The sequence below is a fragment of the Dapis purpurea BLCC-M126 genome (genome assembly GCF_050015975.1).
Classification (GTDB): Bacteria; Cyanobacteriota; Cyanobacteriia; order Cyanobacteriales; family Microcoleaceae; genus Trichodesmium.
The window spans coordinates 1-20,155 of record NZ_JBNHER010000065.1; the positions used below are offsets into that span (position 1 = coordinate 1).

The following is a 20,155-nucleotide window of genomic DNA, read 5'->3' on the forward strand; positions in this document are numbered from 1 at the left end:
CTCCGCAAACGACCGCTTTTTCCCCTATCCAAGGGGAGGCTTTAAACCAGAATTACCCAATTATTAATAATTGGGTAATTCTAATTAAATTTAACTTTTTATTTCCAACAATAATTGGCTCATAAAGTTTCTGAAATTGTTGTTTTTGTTGTATTGTTGGCTGCCAATTTAATGTTTCTTGCCAAAGAGAATTCATTTCTGGCAAAATTTGTCTATTATTATCATTCATTATTTTAGAATTTAGAAGTAGGGTGTTATATTATCTCCAGATGAACACTTATAATATAGATTAGGTCATTTCAGTTATCAGTTATCAGTTATCAGCTTTTAGTTTTTAGCTTTTTCAGGAGTTTATGGATATAAATAAAAGTATTATCTATCAAAAAGCTTATCAATTTGCCATTAGAATTGTCAAAGCTTATAAATATTTAACAGAATAAAAAAAAGAATATGTATTATCTAAACAACTACTGAGAAGTGGAACATCTATTGAAGCCAACATAGCAGAAGCAAATGGAGGTATAGTAATCCTAGATGATTTTGGAGAAAGGTTTTGTGTCAATACCTTACGCTGTCTAGAGTGCTTCTCTATTTTCATTTAGGACTACTATATATCTCAGGCTGACTTTAGAGTAAAAATGTCTATGGCTTATAAAGAAGCATTAAAAACAAAGTATTAGTTGTCTCTCCTCAAAGATAATAATTATATTGAATTATATTGACAAAAAGCCTTTGAAAGTATCCATCAAGACGCAGATGAGATTGGCAAAATCTTATTTTCCATAATTAAAAAAACAGAAAAAACTGATAACTGATAACTGATAACTGTTCACTGAAAAAAGGCTAATAACTGATAACTGATGCCTATTCCCCATAATTTAATTGTTCACAAAGTTGACGATCGCTCTGGGAAACATGAGGATTAGTCTGTAAATAATCACTGACCCAACTACAACCCTTTTCTAACAAATCATCCAATGCTAAATTCCACAAAATAACATTATTATCTCTACTACCAGAAGCTAACAACTTACCATCAGGACTAAAACTTACACTCATCACACTATCTTTATGACTGCTCAAAGTTTTTAATAAACTACCATCATAAAGACTCCAGAGCTTAATTTTACCATCATAACTAGACGAAGCAATTACCTCACCATCTGGACTAAAACTAACACTGGTAATACTATCACTAGCACCTTTTAAAAAAGTTTTCAGTAACTCACCATTAATACTCCAAAGTTTTACCGTATTATCAAAACTTCCTGTAGCGATCGCCTGACTATCTGGACTAAAACTTACTCCCAAAATCCAAGCTTTGTGAGCATTAATAGTTCTTAGCAGCACACCTTTGTGAGTCCATAGTTTCACCTTGCCATCATCACTAGCAGAGGCGAGCATTTTACCATCTGGACTAAAACTCACACTACTGACCCATTCTTCATGTCCATCTAAAGTTTTCAGCAACTTACCTTGACGGTTCCACAACTTTACCGTTTTATCTTTGCTACCAGAAGCAATAATTTGATTATTTGGACTAAAGCTGACACTCATCACATGATGGGTATGTCCTATAAGATTGATATTTTGGGAGGTAAAATCAGGAGAATGATAACTTGTATTCCTATTCCCATCAAAACAAAGAGTTTCTATTGATATTGGGCATCCCAGCCTACTGGAAACTTTTACTTGACTATCGATAGTAATGTTAAGCAAACTGCTATATTTTTCTGACTCAAAAGACTGATGTGGCAGTAGGGAAAAATTTATGGGAAAAAAGGGAATAATTTTGTTCAAAGGGACAAGACAAAAATTACCTACTCTCACAAAACAACTTAACTTATTATCCCAATCATCTTTAATTTTTCCCTCTTCCCTAAAATATAATTTGCTTTTCTCATTCTTACGAGAAAAAAGCTGATTATATTTGTCATAAAGTTGCCAATGTTGAGGATCTTCAAGCAATTCCCAGTTCCAGATTTTCTCTGGAGAATTGAAGTACCACAATTTTACCGTATTGTCATAGCTACCTGAAGCGAGAATCTGACCATCTGGACTAAAACTTACACTTGCCACTCTATCAGTATGCCCCCTGAGAGTATTCAGTAACTTACCTGTGCGACTCCATAGTTTAATAGTATTGTCTTGAGATGCAGAAGCTAAGATTTGACTATCTTGAGTGAAATTCACACCAAGAACTCTATGTTGATGTCCTTGCAGAATATTTAGAGAGCTATTTTTGAGACTCCACAACTTAATAGTTTTGTCATAGCTAGCTGAAGTCAGAGTTTGGCCATCTGGGCTGAAACTAACCTCAGTAACTGTATCTCCATGACCCGAAAAAGTTTTCAAAAGGGTTCCATCTAAGTCCCAAATTTTGATAGTTTTGTCTTCACTGGAGGAAGCTATTGTTTTGCCATCAGGAGAAAAACTGGCACTAATAACTTGTTCTTTGTGTCCCTTTATTGTCTTTTTAAGAATTGGTCTGTTTCGGGAAAAACGCCAAATTTTGAATGTTTTATCCCCACTTGCTGTAACCAGACTTCTACCATCAGGAGAAAAATTGACGCTGTACACTGGATAATTATTATTTTGATATCCATGTTTTAAGGTTGCCAAAAGTTTCCCATTGAGATTCCACAATTGTACCGTGCCATTTTTATTAGCAGCAGCAATGATTTTTCCATTCGGACTAAAGCTAACCCATTGGATAACTGATTTAGTTTTGATTGTTCTTAGTAATACACCTGTGTTGTTCCAAATTTTGATAGTTTTGTCTAGTGAGCCTGATGCTAATATTTTGCTATTAGGACTGAAGTCAACTGTTAATACAGATTTACGATGACTCTTGAGAGATAGGGGCTTCTTTTCTAGTTGCTGAAGATCCCAGATTTTAACTGTCTGATCGTCGGAAGCTGAAGCTAGATATTTGCCATCTGAACTAAAGCTAATCCTGCTCACTCCATTTGTATGATCTGTTAAGGTTTTTTGTAATTTGCCATCTCGACTCCATAATTTAATAGTCTTATCTGCACTAGCAGAGGCAATTAAGTTTCCTTCAGGATGGAATATGACACTCCAAACTATATTACTATGTTCTTCTAAATGGTTATATTTGTTGACTTCATAAACTGCTTGCTGAAGAGAGGCTGCAATACGATATTCTGTATCATTTGATAATTTATTTTCTCCTAATAATTGTTTAATTTGTTGCCATTTTTGACCTGCTCTGATACTTTCTATCAGAGCATCAAATTTATAACCTGAGAAAAATAATGCTTCTGAAACAGCAGTCATACTATTAATATCTGCCCGATGTTTTTCAGCAGTTGCTACTTGTTTTTGAAATATTGTTTTTTGCCAAAAACCTAGTGTAGCAATGGTTGAAAGTGACATTGATATAATTCCTACGATTGCTGCTGCTAGTTGTCGTTTTAAAACTATATTTAGTTGGGCTTGGCTAATTATTCTATCTGTTTCTGCCTGATTTTTGGCAATTTCAGCTTGTTTTATTTCTAGTTCAGCTTGGCTTAATCTCTCTTCTAAATTAAATCTTTTACGGATTGGTTTGACTACATAATCGTGAACTAGCTGGTAATGTTTTTCATGGAACTCTTTGCGGATAAATAATAATCCTGAATCTATTAATATTTCTAAAATTAAGTGAAGCAGTTTTTTGCTTTCTTGAATATAACTAAGTTGATTTTCAATAAAATTTTTAGACGGATTTTTGGCGGGCAAATTTGGTTTGATAAATTTTTGAATTATTTCTAATAATTCTGTTTCGGTGCGACTAGCTCTGGTTAGATTATCATTAGTTAGTGTAAATAAAATTTGCATAGTAGCTTCCTCATTTTCCTTGCCACAATCTAAAATTACTTGCTCTAAAAAATTTTTGATTAGTTTTCCTTTCGCCTTTTGCGGATTAATGCCAAATTTTTGTTGGAATTGAGCTAAGGTTTTAATCGGAGGTTTTTCTTCTTGCAGTTGGCTTCCTACTACTTGTAATTCTATCGGGCGAATTTGCTGTTTTTCATCTGCTAAACCATCAACAATTGCATCAATTAATTGTGGTTCTAAATTAAATTTTGCTCTTTTAGTTAAGCATTCCATAACAGCATAGGCATCTTCTCTAGAAAAATCTCTTAAATGGTAACGAACCTGTTTGTCTAAAATATTGTTATTAATGACATCTAGATAATTGATAAAATCACATTCCAATAAATAATGTAAATAATCTGCTCTCATGGAGAAAATTATTTTGACAAAGGGAATATTTAGACAATTCTGGAGAAATGTATAGAATGCTTCTCTCTCTTCAGTGGTATTGCTAATAAAGAAAAATTCTTCAAATTGATCGAAGATTATTACTGTTAATAAATTATTTTCAACATTGTTTTTTAATTGTGCCAGAATTGATGATTCTATCAATTGAAATTTATCTGTAATAGCACATAAATATGGAGTGATTTTTTCTACTTCTGTACTAGAATTTTTTGATGGCGAAGGAGACAAAAAGTATTGATCTTGTGTATAATTTGTTTCTGGCTTTATAAGATTTTTATCATTCAAATTTTTCTCTTTTTTTTGTAACGTTTTCTCCAGACAATCTGATAACTCTCCTAACCAATCACTATATACTTGTACTACCACTGGTATAGTATCTCGTGCCGAAATAATAATATTGTTTAAAGCTGGTACTAATCCGGCATTAACTAAAGAACTTTTACCTACACCAGAACGACCATGAATAATTGTTAATTTATAGTCATCTCGACTTATTCTTTCTATCAGATTATTAATATCTTTTTGACGACTGGAGGCAGTTATTTCTGAGGGTAAAGTATCCTGATAATCTAATGATTCGTTGATATAACTTTGTTTTTGTGGTTGCAACTGAGATGCACCAATAAAGGCTAAAAGTCCGTATTGATGTGCAATTTTTCTCTGGGTTGTTTTTAAGCGGAATGCTTGTAAATATTTTCCTTGCTCATAATAAAGCGATCGTAATTCTGTTAAAATCTCCAGATAAAGTTTGGGGTCTCTACTTTCTGAAGTTTTCAAACTATTTTGAATTGCATTTTTCTCTGTTGCTTTGGCAAATTCTAGATATTGAATTGCTTCTCCTGAACGATCTAATTTTTTGACACTTTTTGCTAGTAAAAATAAGTATCTATTTTTTTCCGTTGGTAATGTTATATTTTTGGCATAAAATAAAATATTAAGTGCTCTTTCAGATAGCTTCTGAGCTTGAACCCAATTTAGTTTTTTCAGAGCAACTTCTGCTAAAAAACCGTAATCTTGTGCTATTTGTAACTCATTTCCATATTCGTTATGTATTGTTAGTCCTTCTAAAGCAATAGCTTCTAATTCTCCCCAAGCTTTCATCTGCTTTGCAACTTGTCCTAATGTTGTAATTACCTCAGCTACTAAAACAAAACTATTCACTTTTTCAAAAAGTTGTTTTGATTCTTGAAGTTTCAATTTTGCTTGTTCTAGTTCTTGACAATTATCTAGGGGATTTAGAATTGATTTAAGATAATAACATAAAGCAATATTATATAGAACTATCCCTTGTTGTTCCAGGATAAATCTATCGCTAATAATTGGTAATTTAGGATATTCCGGTTGATGCAGATAACATTGCTCCCTAACTTTATACTTCCACAAATTTAGACTTTTTTGATAATGAGCAATAGCAGAATCTATCTCTTCATTGTAGTAGTTATCTCGACCAATAATTAATTCTATATTTGCTGCAAGAATAGGTTCCAAATCTTGGTCACGATTTTTTAGGTCTTTGAGAGCTAAATCTATTTCTTGACGTTTATTTTTAGATAAGCCTTTAAAATAAGAACAGTTGGCTTGATCGACACAACTAGAAAGTAAAAGCTGAGGAATTATAGGATTTTCTGATAATGGTATTAATTGTTGTTGATGAGCAGAATTATCTATCCAATAATCCTCTATTTCTAGTCTAAGTAAATGTATTAAATCACAATTCGCTAGTTCAAATTTGATTGTAGCTGCTGCCCAACTTTTAAAATCTGGTGCTAATCTAATTAATTTAGCTAATAATTCATCTGTTATCCACAAAACTAGAGGAAAACAGAATTTTTTCCGAAATTCATCTCTGACTTGATTAGTAGAAGTTAGTAGCTCATCTATTGCTTCTACTTTCTCTAAGTCAAATATCATTATTGCTGGTGGTTCGGGAAAATTTTCTAATTGTTGATAAATTGTTGTATATAGAGTTTTAACAGTTTTTGGTAATACTATTTCTTGAATTTTTGTTGAAGATAGCTCTCTCACTTGTATCATCATTGTTTGCTGTAAGTATTGATAGTTACAGCAAACTAAAATCAGTGAAAATTGTCCCTGAGAAAGAGTGACAGACCTAATCAGTCTTTTGAGCGATCGCTGATTGTAAATGATACTTTCTTCCAAGTTTTTTAAAGCTTTCATATTGACTAAATACTATTACCTAATTTACTGCTAAAGACTAAAACTTTAATTAGGGGTTGTGCTCAAAAGTCTGATGGTGAAGGGAGGGAGCAGGTAGTAGGGAGTAGGGAGCACTGAAGAGTAAAGAGAGACAGGGAGTTATACAGCAGGTACTCAGAAAAATTATCCTTTGCTCCAACTTCTATAACTCTTACCCAAATACTAACTTTTTGAGCTTACTCTGGCTTAAAATATCCTACTTTTTCCGGACTTGAAAATGCTCCAACCTTTATCTGCCCATGCTTTTAGATTTATTCAGCAAACCCTAATTAAGTAGGTAGGCAAAATTAAACTTAAAATAATTAGAACAAGTAAATTCACCAAAACAATTCTGATTCCTGACTCCTACAATTCAAATAATTTTAATTATGACCAGATACTTATTTTTTCAATCGGTCATCAAATCTTTTGAAAAAGGAATATTCCTCAAGACTAGGAAGGAGTCGTCAGTTAATGAATCAAAAGTCATAAGTCGTTTTTGTTACGGTTATTGTGAGCAACCATTTCCAAAAATTTTTCCTTAAAAGGTGGAGTTTTAAACCCAATTATTTTGATAAGATGATAGTCTTAAAATAGTCAATACATCATAACTATTCGCTGACTTTGGTGTAATCTACTCTCCTAATAATTAGTATTAATCCAACTAACATATTTTTTAGTTTCTGCCAATAATGGATTAATTCCAAACCAATGACCATTCTTATCTCTATATTCAAAAACAAACATACTCCTAAGTAAAGTTTGGCATTCTTCTTCCCCAGTCACTCTTTGATTTTGTACTACTTTAAATAACAACTCCCATTCATCAGCAGTAATAGCTCTAATTAGATCATCTCGGTATTCCTGAATCACATTTTCTAAACATTCACTAGAGAAAGGAGGATCTTCTTGTTGGAGACAACTGTAGAGCAACATTAACAGTCGTCGCATATGACCTCCACTGATGCGGCAAAGTCTATCAAGGGTTTCAGGGGTGTCAAAAAGACTGGGGATCAATTCTAGACGTTGTTGGGAAGGTATTTCTGGAAAAGCTCTAGCTAATACCATTTCTCTTAATAATGCCATTCCAGGTTCATAATCGTTAGGTTCCATTGTGGGTTTTTTGCACCTAATTTGTACAGGTACCATTGGTAAGATTTTTGGTTTAACTCCAAATCGACTGGATAATCTACCATAATCATTAGAGAACATTAAAGTAAGGGGAATTGTGTACACTACATGACAGTTTAGTTTTTTGAGTTGTTCGCCTCGATCTACAAATAAATATTCTGGTTGAGTACGTCCCCAGGATTTGGGTGAGTTGTCTACACGATCTAAATTATCAACAATAACAACAAGTCCTTTCTTATCTCGGCGTTTGAGTTCTGTATTGGCACGTTCAAGTAATTCTTGATTTATTGATTCTAGAATAGTGCTGGTTCGTGGTTCGAGGTATTGTCTTAATTGAGAACGTAGTTTAGGGGAATTTTTAGTTTTAGCAGTAATTTTGGCAATTCCCACAGATAATTCTGCTTCTGTTGAAAGTTCTATGGGGGTTTGTAAAACTTCTGATACTTCAGTAAATAGCTTTTGGAAGTAACCTGGTTTGATTTTGATTTTCGTTTGTTCCATACTTTCGCTGACTTGACGAGCGATCGCCAGCAAAATGTCACTAATATCTACATCTCCCATATCTAAGTCTTCAGAAGACTCGAAGTAAACAACGTGATATCCCTGTTTTTCTAGTTTATCTTTCAGTCGAAATAATTCAGTGGACTTACCACAACCGATATGTCCTGTAAAGAGTTGACAAGATGGCTGATTTTCAGATAAAAGTGTTATGGTTCTTTCTAACTTTCTGATAATGTCACTACCCCTGACACTAGCAAAATCTATGTAATATTGTTGATCTTCAGGGTTCCCTACTATCAGGGTCTTGCTAGGGTTACAAGCTTTGTAAAATTTAATTAAGTCTAGTTCACTCAACACTTGTTTTCCTATATATAAACAAAGTAGTATTTTGTAATATTGCTGAGTGTTATTTTCCTGGATTCTTTTAATCTGGGCAAGAGGTATATCAACACCTAGGGGTAAAAGCATCAATAATCATTACCCTAGAGGAAATAAAGTATATACCAAATGGTATTAATGGCAGCGATTAAGTTTTTTTGAACGGGAGTCAGGAGATGGAGAGGGGTATATAGAAAAAAGGATGGTGGTGCATAGTAATAGTATAGGAAGTGTGGTGAGTATGAGGAGTGTGGGGAGTATAGGAAAAAAATGTATATTTTCGCCATTACTATGCAGGACTATAGAAAAAAGCTTAAAAAATAGTCGTATTTTCCCCATCTCCTCATATTCTGCTTATCTTTTTAAATAGATTTCAAATGGCTTCTATAAACAGAGAAGACAATTAATTAGATGATTTATAATAAACACAAGTTTTATTCCCTATATAAATCATTTGAAAGAGCAAAAAAATCAATATAGCGTTTTTCAGTAAGCGTGAAGTACACTTTATATATTTTTTCCCTGTTCCTTGTTGCCTAAAGCCTATAATTTTGTACATCACGTTTTTGGGAATTGCTATATATTTCTAATTAGACATCTCCGATAATTAAAAATCAAATTAATTATCGTGCATAAATCATTAATTATTTTCCCCTACTCCCTACTCCTTCTTTTCCAAATAGGTCTATTGAAAATAAAAAAATATGTAATTAAATTACATAATAATTATCCTGAAAAAAAGGTAATTTTTAAGAATATTAATTAGTAAATAATAGCACTTATCAAATATTCATACTTGAAGGGGAAAATTAAATTCATACTTTAATTTTTTTTAATGTTATTTTGAATAATATTACGAATAATAAGTACTATTAAAAGACTCGATCAGAAATTTTTTTTTAAGGAAAAAGAGAACTTACAACATAAAAAATGGTATCAAATATATTAATTATGACTCCTGAATTCTAAGAGATAGCCTAGCTATTTGTAGCAAACATTTATAAATTTGTATAACACCTAACAGCTTATTTCTGGATATTTAGCAAACTTTTTGAGATTTAGTATAAATTAAATAAATTAAGTAAATGACTAATAGTATTGGATCGGTTTCTCAATCAGATTTAACAAGTCGGCGACAAACATTACGCCGTCAAAGACGTTTAAAATTAGTAATTATAATCTGGCAGATACTAGCAGTTAGTGGTTTAGCATCAGGTCTACTGTGGACAATTACTCAACCAATTTGGCTAATAACTAAACAAGAACAATTAACCGTAGAAGGTAATCAATTACTTTCAGACAGAGCAATATTATCTCTAATTACTTTAGATTATCCTCAATCTATTTGGGGAATTCAACCACAAATATTAACTCAGAATTTAGAGTCACATAGTCCAATTGCTAAGGCAAAAATTAGTCGTCATTTATTTCCTCCGGGTTTAAGGATAGAGATTACAGAAAGACGCCCTGTAGCAATTACTCAATTCAAAAGCAAGGTAGGTACTGGTAACTCACAAAAAATGGGATGGTTAGATGCTTATGGCAACTGGATACCTCTAGAAAGCTTTTCTGCTCTAGAAAGAACTGGATCTTTACCTACTCTAAAAGTAATTGGTTTTACTGAACAATATCGTCAATATTGGCATCCTCTATACCAAAGTTTAAGTCGTAGTCCTGTTAAGGTATTTGAGATTAATTGGGAAGATCCAGGAAATTTAATTCTGACAACTGAATTAGGATTAGTACATCTCGGACAGTACAGCTCTCGATTTAGTGAACAATTAAATGTCTTAGACCGGATGCGAGAATTACCGAATAAAATTGATATTCGGCGAATGTCCTATATTGATCTAAAAAATCCAGAATCTCCTTTAATTCAGTTACCGAATAAATCTAGAGCAATTAAAATTCAGTCAAATTAAATCTACAAAAATTTCTAATTTCAAAGTATTTTGAGAAGTGGCCTTGAGTTCCAGGAAAACTCCAAGGTAAAATAGATTTAATTCTATGCCCTTTCAAAGTAATAAAATAGTTATCAAAAGTTTCTAATGGTAATCTTTAGAAAACTGTAAAAATATATAAAAATTTATTTAAAGACGCTTCTGTATTAAGTAAAGTTCCCAAAAAAGCAAAATGAATAAACTAAGTCCATTTGTTGGATTATAGTGCAACATATTTTAGAATATGATTGACTAATCTCTGCCAAGAGCTATCCTGGTAAGCTATAAACTAACTTAGAGTAAAAAAACTGTATATCTACCATCCCCAATAATGATAGTGAATAATCAACCAGGGGTCAACAATGAAAGTCCCCAATCTCAAGGACAAGGAAGTTTTCCATTGCCAAAAAAAGTCTCTAATCCATTTCGTAATAGCCCAGGATTGTATGGAGAACAAGATTATGACCCTAAAGGTATAACAAAAGAAGAATCCAGGAGTGATGATATCGTGCCAAGTAATGCGGCAAAAATTAAAGTAATTGGTGTGGGAGGGGGTGGCGGCAATGCTGTTAACCGAATGATTGCTAGTGAGGTCTCTGGTATAGAATTTTGGACGGTTAACACAGATGCCCAAGCCTTAACTCTGTCCCATGCTCCTAAACGCCTACAACTTGGACAAAAGCTGACAAGAGGCTTGGGGGCAGGGGGTAATCCTGCTATTGGGCAAAAAGCAGCGGAAGAATCTAGAGATGAAATAGCTAATGCTTTAGATCATCCCGATCTAGTATTTATTACTGCTGGAATGGGAGGCGGTACAGGTACTGGCGCTGCTCCAGTTATAGCTGAAATTGCTAAAGAAGCAGGCTCTCTAACAGTAGGGGTTGTAACTCGACCTTTTACTTTCGAGGGAAGACGCCGAATTACTCAAGCTGATGAAGGAATTACTGCTCTACAAACTAGAGTAGATACTTTAATTGTGATCCCCAATAATCGCTTGCTATCTGTTATTAATGAACAAACTCCTGTACAAGAAGCTTTTAGAATAGCAGATGATATCTTGCGTCAAGGTATACAGGGGATTTCAGATATTATTACTGTGCCTGGATTAGTAAATGTTGACTTTGCTGATGTCAGAGCAGTTATGGCTGATGCTGGTTCGGCGTTGATGGGAATTGGTATGGGATCTGGTAAGTCTAGGGCAAGGGAAGCAGCCAATATGGCAATCTCTTCTCCTTTACTTGAGTCTTCCATTGAAGGAGCAAGAGGAGTTGTATTTAATATTACTGGTGGTACTGATTTAACTTTACATGAGGTTAATGCTGCTGCTGAGATTATCTATGAAGTTGTCGATCCTAATGCCAATATTATTTTTGGCGCTGTAATTGATGAAAAACTTCAGGGAGAAATTAAAATTACTGTCATAGCTACTGGTTTTAGTGGAGAAGTACAAACTCAACCTACCCAGGAAAAGACACAACCAAGACGACCAGTACCCAGTCCTAACCAGACTCCTAATCAAACCCCTGAGCCACAAAAAAAATTACCAGGATTAGATATTCCTGACTTTCTGCAAAGGCGACGAAATCCACCTAATAGATAAAGATTAAAGCAAAGGAAATTTCTTGTCTTGATATAGCTAGTCGAAGCAAAGGGCTCAGACATAACTGAATGCTGTTTGCGGAGCATTTCTGCAGAAAAAGCTCAGTCATAAATTACTTTTGCCTTTTGCCTTTTGACTTTTGACTTGCGCGTAGCGCTATATCTAACTCCCTATATATTATATCAATTGTTATGGCTGATTTGATGGCATCAAGTATTCCTGTTGCTTTGACTATTGCTGGATCTGATAGTGGCGGTGGAGCAGGTATTCAGGCAGACTTGCGTACTTTTGCTTTTCATTGTGTTCATGGTACAAGTGCTTTGACTTGTATCACTGCCCAAAATACTTTGGGAGTGAATAGGGTTGATGCTTTGTTGCCAGAAGCGGTAAAAGCACAAATTGAAGCAATTGTCAAAGATATAGGTGTCCACGCAACTAAAACAGGAATGTTGCTCAACCAAGAGATTATTTTGGGTGTGGCTGAGGCAGTGGAGACTTTAAGTTTAAAACAATTGGTGGTAGACCCAGTAATGGTGTCCCGTGCAGGTGTTCAGTTGATTGATGATTCGGCGGTGGCAGCTTTACGGGATTTTTTGCTACCAAAAGCCAGTATCGTTACTCCTAATATTTATGAGGCTCAGATTTTTGCGGGTTTAGATATTAATGATATTAATGATATGCGACTGGCGGCTGAGAAAATTCACAAATTAGGGGTAAAAACTGTTTTGGTAAAGGGGGGTGCTCTGAAGGATAATTTGCGAGGAGCAGATGTTTGGTTTGATGGGGAGCGCTTTGAAATTTTGAGAACTGCAACAGTTGATACTACTAATACTCACGGTACTGGTTGTACTCTCTCAGCAGCAATAGTAGCTAATTTAGCCCAAGGGAAAGATTTATTTTCTGCTGTTAAATTGGCTAAGGATTATGTCACAAATGCTTTAAAGTATGCTTTGCAAATTGGTCAAGGTCAAGGACCTATCGGACATTTTTTCCCTTTGTTATTAAACACTCACAGCAGTTTGTAACTTGATGAGGTACATAATTTTGGGGGAGTAGGGAAGAGGGAAAAGGGAACATAAGAACTTTAAATAGTTCTTCATATAACTATATCTCATAAATCTGAAATAAACTTTAACTAATCAAAATAACCGTTTTTCATGGCAAAAAGAAAAGTAGTCAAATAGTTAATATTATTAGTCAAAATTATTCTAATTCAAAAATATCCTAAATTTGCAGAAAATGGCTAGTAGTAAATTAGTAACTATCAGCCATTTCCAGTAAAATAACACAATATATTTATCTTCTTGCACTCCCTAGGCGATAGTAGCGATCGTGATGCCAGCTATATTTTTTATTGTTGTCTTCTTCAGATTGTGAAGAAGATGCTTTTTGAGCTTCTTCTACAAATAAAGGAGTTGAGTTTTTCAGAAGATCTCTTTGTACTGCAGCAAAAGCATGACGTACTCCTGAAACAATTTGCTTTTGATAATCTTCTTCAGCTTTTTTTGTTTGGAACTTCCAACCTTCCTTACTTGAAGCATATAAGGGTGGGAGACGATTCAGGGCATAAGTTTCTACATCAGCTCTCTTAATATATTTGGCTAACTTTTGAGGAAGTAAAGTGATTTGACGATTTACTTCATCTGCTACCATCTGTTCCATAATATTTATATATTTCTTTTTAGAATTAACTACCATAATTATTTTCCTATCTCCTACTGATATACTTTTTTGTACTTTTTCTAGCTGTTTTAACCTCAAGTTTATGATTAGAATCCCTCAATTAATTTAATTTATTTCATTCAAATGACTACTACTATTACTATTACTATTACTATTATTACTATTTAGTGAATAGAAATTTGATTATGAGGAAATAACAGTTACGATTAAGTCTTCTATCTGTTTAATATTCTGGTTACCAGCTAAATATCCAATGCCTCGATGCAAATGTAGCCTAAATTGGGTGGCCAAAGTTTCTTGGTCTATACCTATTCCGTCATTATAGCAACGTTGCTTAAGAGCTAACAATAGTATGTCAGAAAATTTCCCGCCAAAAATTCTCCATGTTAATTCTAAATTGCTATCAGCAGGAATTGGCACTGGAGAGGGAATAGTTGATTCTGCCAAAGAGCAACAGAATGCCCAACGACAAAGGATATTCCACTGGTCAATTTTAGTATTACGTTTAAGTTTTGTTAACTGTTCTTTGGCTACTTGAGAAAGTCGTATTCGTTCAATTGGTGGTTCCATAATCAGGTATTTAAATCAGGTATTTAGATATAGCTATCTATAATTGGGATAAAATTAGTTTTTTTCAATTTATTTAATCTATAAAAATCCATTTGGGATTCGGGTAAGATATGCTTCAACTATGTTTTTTCAAATCAGAAAAATTTACCTTAATTGCTTTGCCATTGCTTATTGCCAGTTGCCTGGGGCCTCATCTGAAAAAAATAAAATATGAGAGCTTACTATAGCAATCTGATGATTAGTTGTGATAATTTTTAAACAGTTAATTTTAACTAAAAACCTTTGAAATTTTGTACGTCGCTAATCCAAGAGCTCCCATATCTAACTCCTGTACGGGCGAATGGCGATTCGCTAGCAAAATATTACAATTTAAATAGGATTGCTATATATTTATTGATAGCTACAATAAGTTATTTACCTAATATTTAATCAAAAAATATACTAATCAGATGTGATAATTTCAATATTCCTTGTTGCCTCAAAGTCTACAATATCTCACAACTAAAATAAGATTGCTATATTTAGAGATTATTGATACAAATCAACATTTAGAGCTTTATATTTATAGCTAAAGTATTTTACTACTACATATATTGAACTATAACCTAAACTTAATCTGTTAATTCTAAACTTTTGTAACAAATTAAGTATATAGTTAAACCCTACATTAATACTGGAAAACTTTGCATACAAAGTCTATTAGTAACCCTCATAAAATTCTATCGGCAAAATAAGATTTTTATATTTATAGCAATTTAAGGTCTGAAGGCAATTTCTTATTTCTCCTAATCTCCCAAAAATTATCAAATTATTTTGTATTTTTCCCTATTCTCAGTAATGGCTGTTCCTTTTTTTTAATTTATCATGGTTGAATTTCAAATGAAAATACGATATACCGACTGACAATTTAGATTACTAATGATAGTTATTCGGAAAGCTTAGAGAAAACAATTTTTATAGCAATAGCAGAAAAAAATATTTTAAATATCTGTTAAAATTAGCCTAATCAATAAATTTTATATGGTAAATGTTAATTTCAAATTTACATAAATTTTTGACTTATCCTATCAATAAAAAATCGTATCAAGGGGTGGTATTTTGGTTTAGTCTTAGCATGACTTTTGCCGTGCTTTATGGTTTTTTAGCACTCAAAAAAGCTTTTGCTAGTAGTCTGAGCGTACAAGATGATGCCAGACAACATATTTTTTGGATGCAACGTTTTTTTAATCCCGATTTATTTCCTAACGATCTAATTGCTGACTATTTTCAGTCAGTTGCTCCAGCCGGATATACTTGGCTTTATAAAAGTGCAGCATTTATAGGAATTAATCCATTTATTTTAGCGAAAATTATTCCTTTTATTTTAGGTTTAATTTGCACCTACTATATTTTTAGAATCTGTTTAGAAATTTTACCAGTTCCCATAGCAGGATTTATTGCAAGTTTGGTAATGAATCAAGCTATTTGGATGAAAGATGATGTGGCTTCGGCTACACCTAGAGCATTTGTTTACCCATTTTTCCTGGCTTTTTTATATTATTTAATCAGTGGTTCTTTAGTCAGAATGGGGATAGCGATCGCTCTGGTTGGATTATTTTATCCACAGTATGTTTTTATTGCTTCTGGAATGCTAATTTTGAGATTAATTTGCTGGAGAGATGGCAGATTTAAATTATCATCAGAAAAACAAGATTTTCTACTTTGTGGAATTGGTTTAAGTACTGCATTTTTTGTTTTATTGCCTTACGCTTTAACTTCTTCGGAATTCGGACCGGCTATTAGTCGAGAAGCAGCGATGAAATTAAGAGAGTTTTATCCTCACGGGCGTAGTACATTTTTTCATGTTCATCCCAAAGATTTTTGGTTAACTGGTAAACGTAGTGGGATGTTTCCGAAGTCTTTATTTACTCCTGCTACTCAATGTGCAGGGTTAGTTTTACCGTTTTTATTGTCTTTTCGTTCTAGTTTTCCTTTAATCAAAAATATTACCAGTCGTATTTGGTTATTAGTGCATCTCTTACTGTCATCTTTGGGAATGTTTTTTATTGCTCATGCTTTACTTTTTCGATTACATCTTCCCAGTAGATATACAGGATTAAGTTTCCGCATAATTATTGCTTTGGCAACGGCGATCGCCCTTACTTTAATTATTGATGCTTTGTTTAATTGGGCAGAAAATAGACAAAAGTCTCCTATTAAATTCCAGGCTATTATATCTTTAGTTTTAACAGGTTTAATTCTGGCATCTTTGGTGTTATATCCTGCTTTTGTTAAAGGCTTTCCTCTCGTTAAATATAAAGTAGGCAGAGCTACAGATTTATATAGTTTTTTTCAAGAACAACCTGAAGATATTTTGATTGCTTCTTTGGAGGAAGAGGCAAATTTATTACCTACATTTGCTCAACGTTCTATTTTGTTGGGTAGAGAATATGCTATTCCTTATCAAGTTGGTTATTATAGTCAATTCCGCCAACGAACTATAGATTTAATTGCTGCTCAATATAGTTCAGATTTAATGGACGTGAAAAATTTTATTCAAAAGTATGGGATAGAATTTTGGATGGTACATCGTGGTGCTTTTACACCAGAATATGTTGAGGATAATAGTTGGTTAATGCAATATGAATCTGCACAGGATGCGGTTACTTTTTTGCAGTTAGGATATATTCCTGCTTTGGCAACAACTATACCTATTTGTACTGTTTTTCAGAATGATAGTTTATTTGTTTTGGATGCTAATTGTATTTTGAAGAAGGGAGTAGGGAGTAGGGAGTAGGGGTTTGGTCTCCAAACCCAAGAGTCTAGTAGTGAACTGTTTTATCTAAAATTATGCAATGGGAAATTTTTAATATACAATTTTCTATTGCCACAATGGAAATTCATTTGCTGAAGCACCCAGCCAGAGGTGATGGGTAGTAAAATTTTCCTTCTATTGCGTATAGAGCAATAGTAGTTTCATTTTCTGAAGCACCCAGCCAGAGGTGATGGATAGTGAAATTTCTCTACTATTGCGTATAGAGCAATAGTAGTTTCATTTTCTGAAGCACACGCCAGAGGTGATGGGTAGTGGAATTTTCTCTACTATTGCGTATGGAGCAATAGTAGTTTCATTTTCTGAAGCACACGCCAGAGGTGATGGATAGTAGAATTTTCCTTTGCTGAAGCACCCAGCCAGAGGAGATGGATAGTAGAATTTTCCTTTTATTGCGTATAGAGCAATAGTCAATTTATTTTCTGAAGCACCCCACCAGAGGTGATGGATAGTGAAAATTTCCTAACCAAAGCGTAACGCACTAACCAAAATATTTGGAATAGAAATATTTGACAGAGGTGGTGCGTTACATTTCATTTTCATGTCACGCAGTGTTTCATGTTGGCTATTACGTCGAAAACGCACCCTACTAAATATTCTCTACTTTTAGATGAAACAGTCCATTACTATTGAGGGTATTAGCGAGTAGTTTCCTTGCCAGAAAAAAAGGATATTCTTCTTTAGAAAATCTTGCTGTAAATATTCCAACCGCTAGATATTACCCTTTCATTACCATTGTTGTTAAAGTTATTCAGGTCTGGCGAGCCACTATAGCTATAGTATGATAATTATCCATTAGGTTTCTGAGCAAATATAATACCAGAACCTCTTGAAAAAATCTTGCTGTAAATATTCCAACCGCTAGATATTACCCTTTCATTACCATTGTTGTTAAAGTTATTCAGGTCTGGCGAGCCACTATAGCTATAGTATGATAATTCTCCATTAGGTTTCTGAGCAAATATAATACCAGAACCTCTTGAAAAAATCTTGCTGTAAATATTCCAACCGCTAGATATTACTCTTTCATTACCATTGTTGTTAAAGTTATTCAGGTTTGGCGAGCCACTATAGCTATAGTATGATAATTATCCATTAGGTTTCTGAGCAAATATAATACCAGAACCTCCTGAAAAAATCTTGCTGTAAATATTCCAACCGCTAGATATTACTCTTTCATTACCATTGTTGTTAAAGTTATTCAGGTTTGGCGAGCCACTATAGCTATAGTATGATAATTCTCCATTAGGTTTCTGAGCAAATATAATACCAGAACCTCCTGAAAAAATCTTGCTGTAAATATTCCAACCGCTAGATATTACTCTTTCATTACCATTGTTGTTAAAGTTATTCAGGTTTGGCGAGCCACTATAGCTATAGTATGATAATTCTCCATTAGGTTTCTGAGCAAATAGAATACCAGAGGTACTTTGAGAATTCACAACAGACGTAAAAATTGTTAAGAGAGCGATAATACTTGCAAGTAAAACTTTTGCTATGCGACTTTGTATGATTTTCATTTCTAGTCCTTCCTTTACTGTGGTTAAACGTAAATGTGATAAGAATTAAAAATTTTTGATCAAATATCTTAATTACACCGGGCTTTCATTACTAAAATACTTTATATTTATTTAAGGATTTAGGTTATTTTTATAGATTTAGGGATGGATTCTCAGACAATCTAGGGATTGAGCATTCAAGAATTTTCTCGATCTTCTCGAAATGGCTGCAAAATAATTCCTAAAATTTTATCAATTTCTTTGACGTAATATTCCCCTGCATCTATACGCACAATTTTTTCTTCAAGTGTTAAAAATTTCCAATTTGTTCCAGTTGTTACTCCACCGTAAATAACCTTAACTGGATTACCTGATCGCTGATTAAATAATTGCGCTCCAACCATACTAGCAACACATTGTCCTAACCCACGAATAATATTTTCATTTTTAGCTTCAACAATGGTAATAACTGGAGCTGTAATGAAATATTGTTCGGAGGAAAAACTGAGCAAAAAATCACAATATCCTTGTAATCCTAAATCTGCTTCTACATTAAATTCTGTTCCTGAAAATAGACTAATTCGATAATTTAATTGTCGTCTCACATCGGCTAAAATTTGAGAAATTAATAGTTCAGAACGAGCTTTTTCTGTATTAATAGCAGTTGCTAATGGAATATATTCTCTCAAGATATAGGTTTTGGTATAGCAGGAATTTTGCACAGGTATAGGAACAATATGTTTTCAATTGTAGGGATAATTGTTAACTTATCTCTTTTTATATCAGCAGTAATAGCTTAAGCACTCTGTACCTAATCAACTAGAAAACTTCTGTAAGCTTATTTTGTCTTACTTGAGAAAGAAATATAAGCTACTCTCGAATATCCAAAGTAGGTATAGGTTAGGTTGAAGAAGAAAACTCAATATTTTCAGGATTGTTGTTTGTTTTATCCTGCGGATAAGCTACACTAACACTTCTTTCTATGCTTTATCCATACGTCTTGAAACCCTTCTTTTTCTGTATTAGTGGTAGTTTAGTTAGTAAATTTAGTTGAATAAAAAATCATGCGTATAGGCGAACAAACCAAGTTAAATTTTATGATATCAGAATTTTTGTGAGGAAGCAACCGGAAATCCTTTGACGCGCGATTTTTTTCGGGAGCTTCATAGAATGAAAATGTTGATAGCTTTTTACTCAGCAGGAATGGATAGAAAGATTTGACGAGGAAAAAAAATCTTTGCGGAGCTTAACGAGATGAAAATATTTCTGGTATTGGCGGTTGGTGATTTTAGCTATGATTGTGTTTTCATAGCGAGCGCTTAGGTGTAGGTGGTTAGTGAAATTTTCTTTCTATTGCGTAGGTTGCAATAATAAATTCATTTCCTGAAGCAGCTGCCGGATGTAGATGGTTAGCAGAATTTTCTGTTCTATTGCGTAGGTCGCAATAATAAATTTCATTTTCTGAAGCTCACGTCGGATGTAGATGGTTAGTGGAATTTTCTGACTATTGCGTATAGAACAATAGTTGATTCATTTTCTGAAGCACACGCCGGAT

General features: G+C 33.5%; 13 protein-coding genes. 5 read left to right on the plus strand and 8 right to left on the minus strand.

Annotation, left to right across the window (positions count from 1 at the left end; translation table 11 throughout):
* Window positions 1–52: 52 nt before the first annotated feature.
* Window positions 53–229 (minus strand): 16S rRNA (guanine(527)-N(7))-methyltransferase RsmG, encoded by a 177-nt coding sequence (locus ACP6PL_RS05915; protein WP_426543527.1) that lies wholly within the window; start codon window positions 227–229, stop codon window positions 53–55.
* Between the two features lie 241 nt (window positions 230–470).
* On the opposite strand from ACP6PL_RS05915, the gene ACP6PL_RS05920 reads away from it, so the two are divergent.
* Window positions 471–602, plus strand: coding sequence for a hypothetical protein (locus ACP6PL_RS05920; protein WP_426543677.1), 132 nt, complete (start codon window positions 471–473; stop codon window positions 600–602).
* A gap of 262 nt (window positions 603–864) precedes the next feature.
* Here the strand turns inward: ACP6PL_RS05920 and ACP6PL_RS05925 are convergent, their stop codons facing one another.
* Window positions 865–6,468, minus strand: a complete 5,604-nt coding sequence (locus ACP6PL_RS05925) for a WD40 domain-containing protein (protein ID WP_426543529.1) — start codon at window positions 6,466–6,468, stop codon at window positions 865–867.
* A 660-nt stretch (window positions 6,469–7,128) separates the two neighbouring features.
* Window positions 7,129–8,472, minus strand: coding sequence for a P-loop NTPase fold protein (locus ACP6PL_RS05930; protein ID WP_426543679.1), 1,344 nt, complete (start codon window positions 8,470–8,472; stop codon window positions 7,129–7,131).
* 1,109 nt (window positions 8,473–9,581) lie between these two features.
* Here ACP6PL_RS05930 and ACP6PL_RS05935 point away from each other — a divergent pair.
* From ACP6PL_RS05935 to thiD, 3 genes are all read left to right on the plus strand, one after another.
* Window positions 9,582–10,418 (plus strand): cell division protein FtsQ/DivIB, encoded by an 837-nt coding sequence (locus ACP6PL_RS05935; protein ID WP_426543531.1) that lies wholly within the window; start codon window positions 9,582–9,584, stop codon window positions 10,416–10,418.
* Window positions 10,419–10,767: 349 nt separating this feature from the next.
* Window positions 10,768–12,036 (plus strand): cell division protein FtsZ, encoded by a 1,269-nt coding sequence (gene ftsZ / locus ACP6PL_RS05940; protein WP_426543533.1) that lies wholly within the window; start codon window positions 10,768–10,770, stop codon window positions 12,034–12,036.
* A 191-nt stretch (window positions 12,037–12,227) separates the two neighbouring features.
* Entirely contained in the window at window positions 12,228–13,061 is an 834-nt protein-coding gene (gene thiD, locus ACP6PL_RS05945; protein WP_426543535.1) for a bifunctional hydroxymethylpyrimidine kinase/phosphomethylpyrimidine kinase, read from the plus strand.
* A 271-nt stretch (window positions 13,062–13,332) separates the two neighbouring features.
* Here thiD and ACP6PL_RS05950 read toward each other — a convergent pair whose 3' ends face one another.
* Window positions 13,333–13,734 (minus strand): late competence development ComFB family protein, encoded by a 402-nt coding sequence (locus ACP6PL_RS05950; RefSeq protein ID WP_426543537.1) that lies wholly within the window; start codon window positions 13,732–13,734, stop codon window positions 13,333–13,335.
* Between the two features lie 168 nt (window positions 13,735–13,902).
* Entirely contained in the window at window positions 13,903–14,289 is a 387-nt protein-coding gene (gene dndE / locus ACP6PL_RS05955; RefSeq protein WP_426543539.1) for a DNA sulfur modification protein DndE, read from the minus strand.
* Between the two features lie 1,027 nt (window positions 14,290–15,316).
* Here dndE and ACP6PL_RS05960 point away from each other — a divergent pair.
* Window positions 15,317–17,065, plus strand: a complete 1,749-nt coding sequence (locus ACP6PL_RS05960; RefSeq protein ID WP_426543541.1) for a hypothetical protein — start codon at window positions 15,317–15,319, stop codon at window positions 17,063–17,065.
* Window positions 17,066–17,889: 824 nt separating this feature from the next.
* On the opposite strand, the gene ACP6PL_RS05965 is transcribed toward ACP6PL_RS05960, so the two are convergent.
* The 3 genes from ACP6PL_RS05965 to ACP6PL_RS05975 all read right to left on the minus strand — a co-directional run bounded on the left by ACP6PL_RS05965 (window position 17,890) and on the right by ACP6PL_RS05975 (window position 19,289).
* Window positions 17,890–18,156 carry a tachylectin-related carbohydrate-binding protein gene (locus ACP6PL_RS05965; RefSeq protein ID WP_426543681.1) on the minus strand — a complete coding sequence of 89 codons (267 nt, stop codon included), beginning with the start codon at window positions 18,154–18,156 and terminating at the stop codon, window positions 17,890–17,892.
* Window positions 18,157–18,189: 33 nt separating this feature from the next.
* Complete coding sequence (locus ACP6PL_RS05970; RefSeq protein WP_426543543.1) at window positions 18,190–18,621, minus strand: tachylectin-related carbohydrate-binding protein; 432 nt, start codon at window positions 18,619–18,621, stop codon at window positions 18,190–18,192.
* A 176-nt stretch (window positions 18,622–18,797) separates the two neighbouring features.
* Complete coding sequence (locus tag ACP6PL_RS05975) at window positions 18,798–19,289, minus strand: hypothetical protein (RefSeq protein WP_426543545.1); 492 nt, start codon at window positions 19,287–19,289, stop codon at window positions 18,798–18,800.
* Window positions 19,290–20,155: the final 866 nt, after the last annotated feature.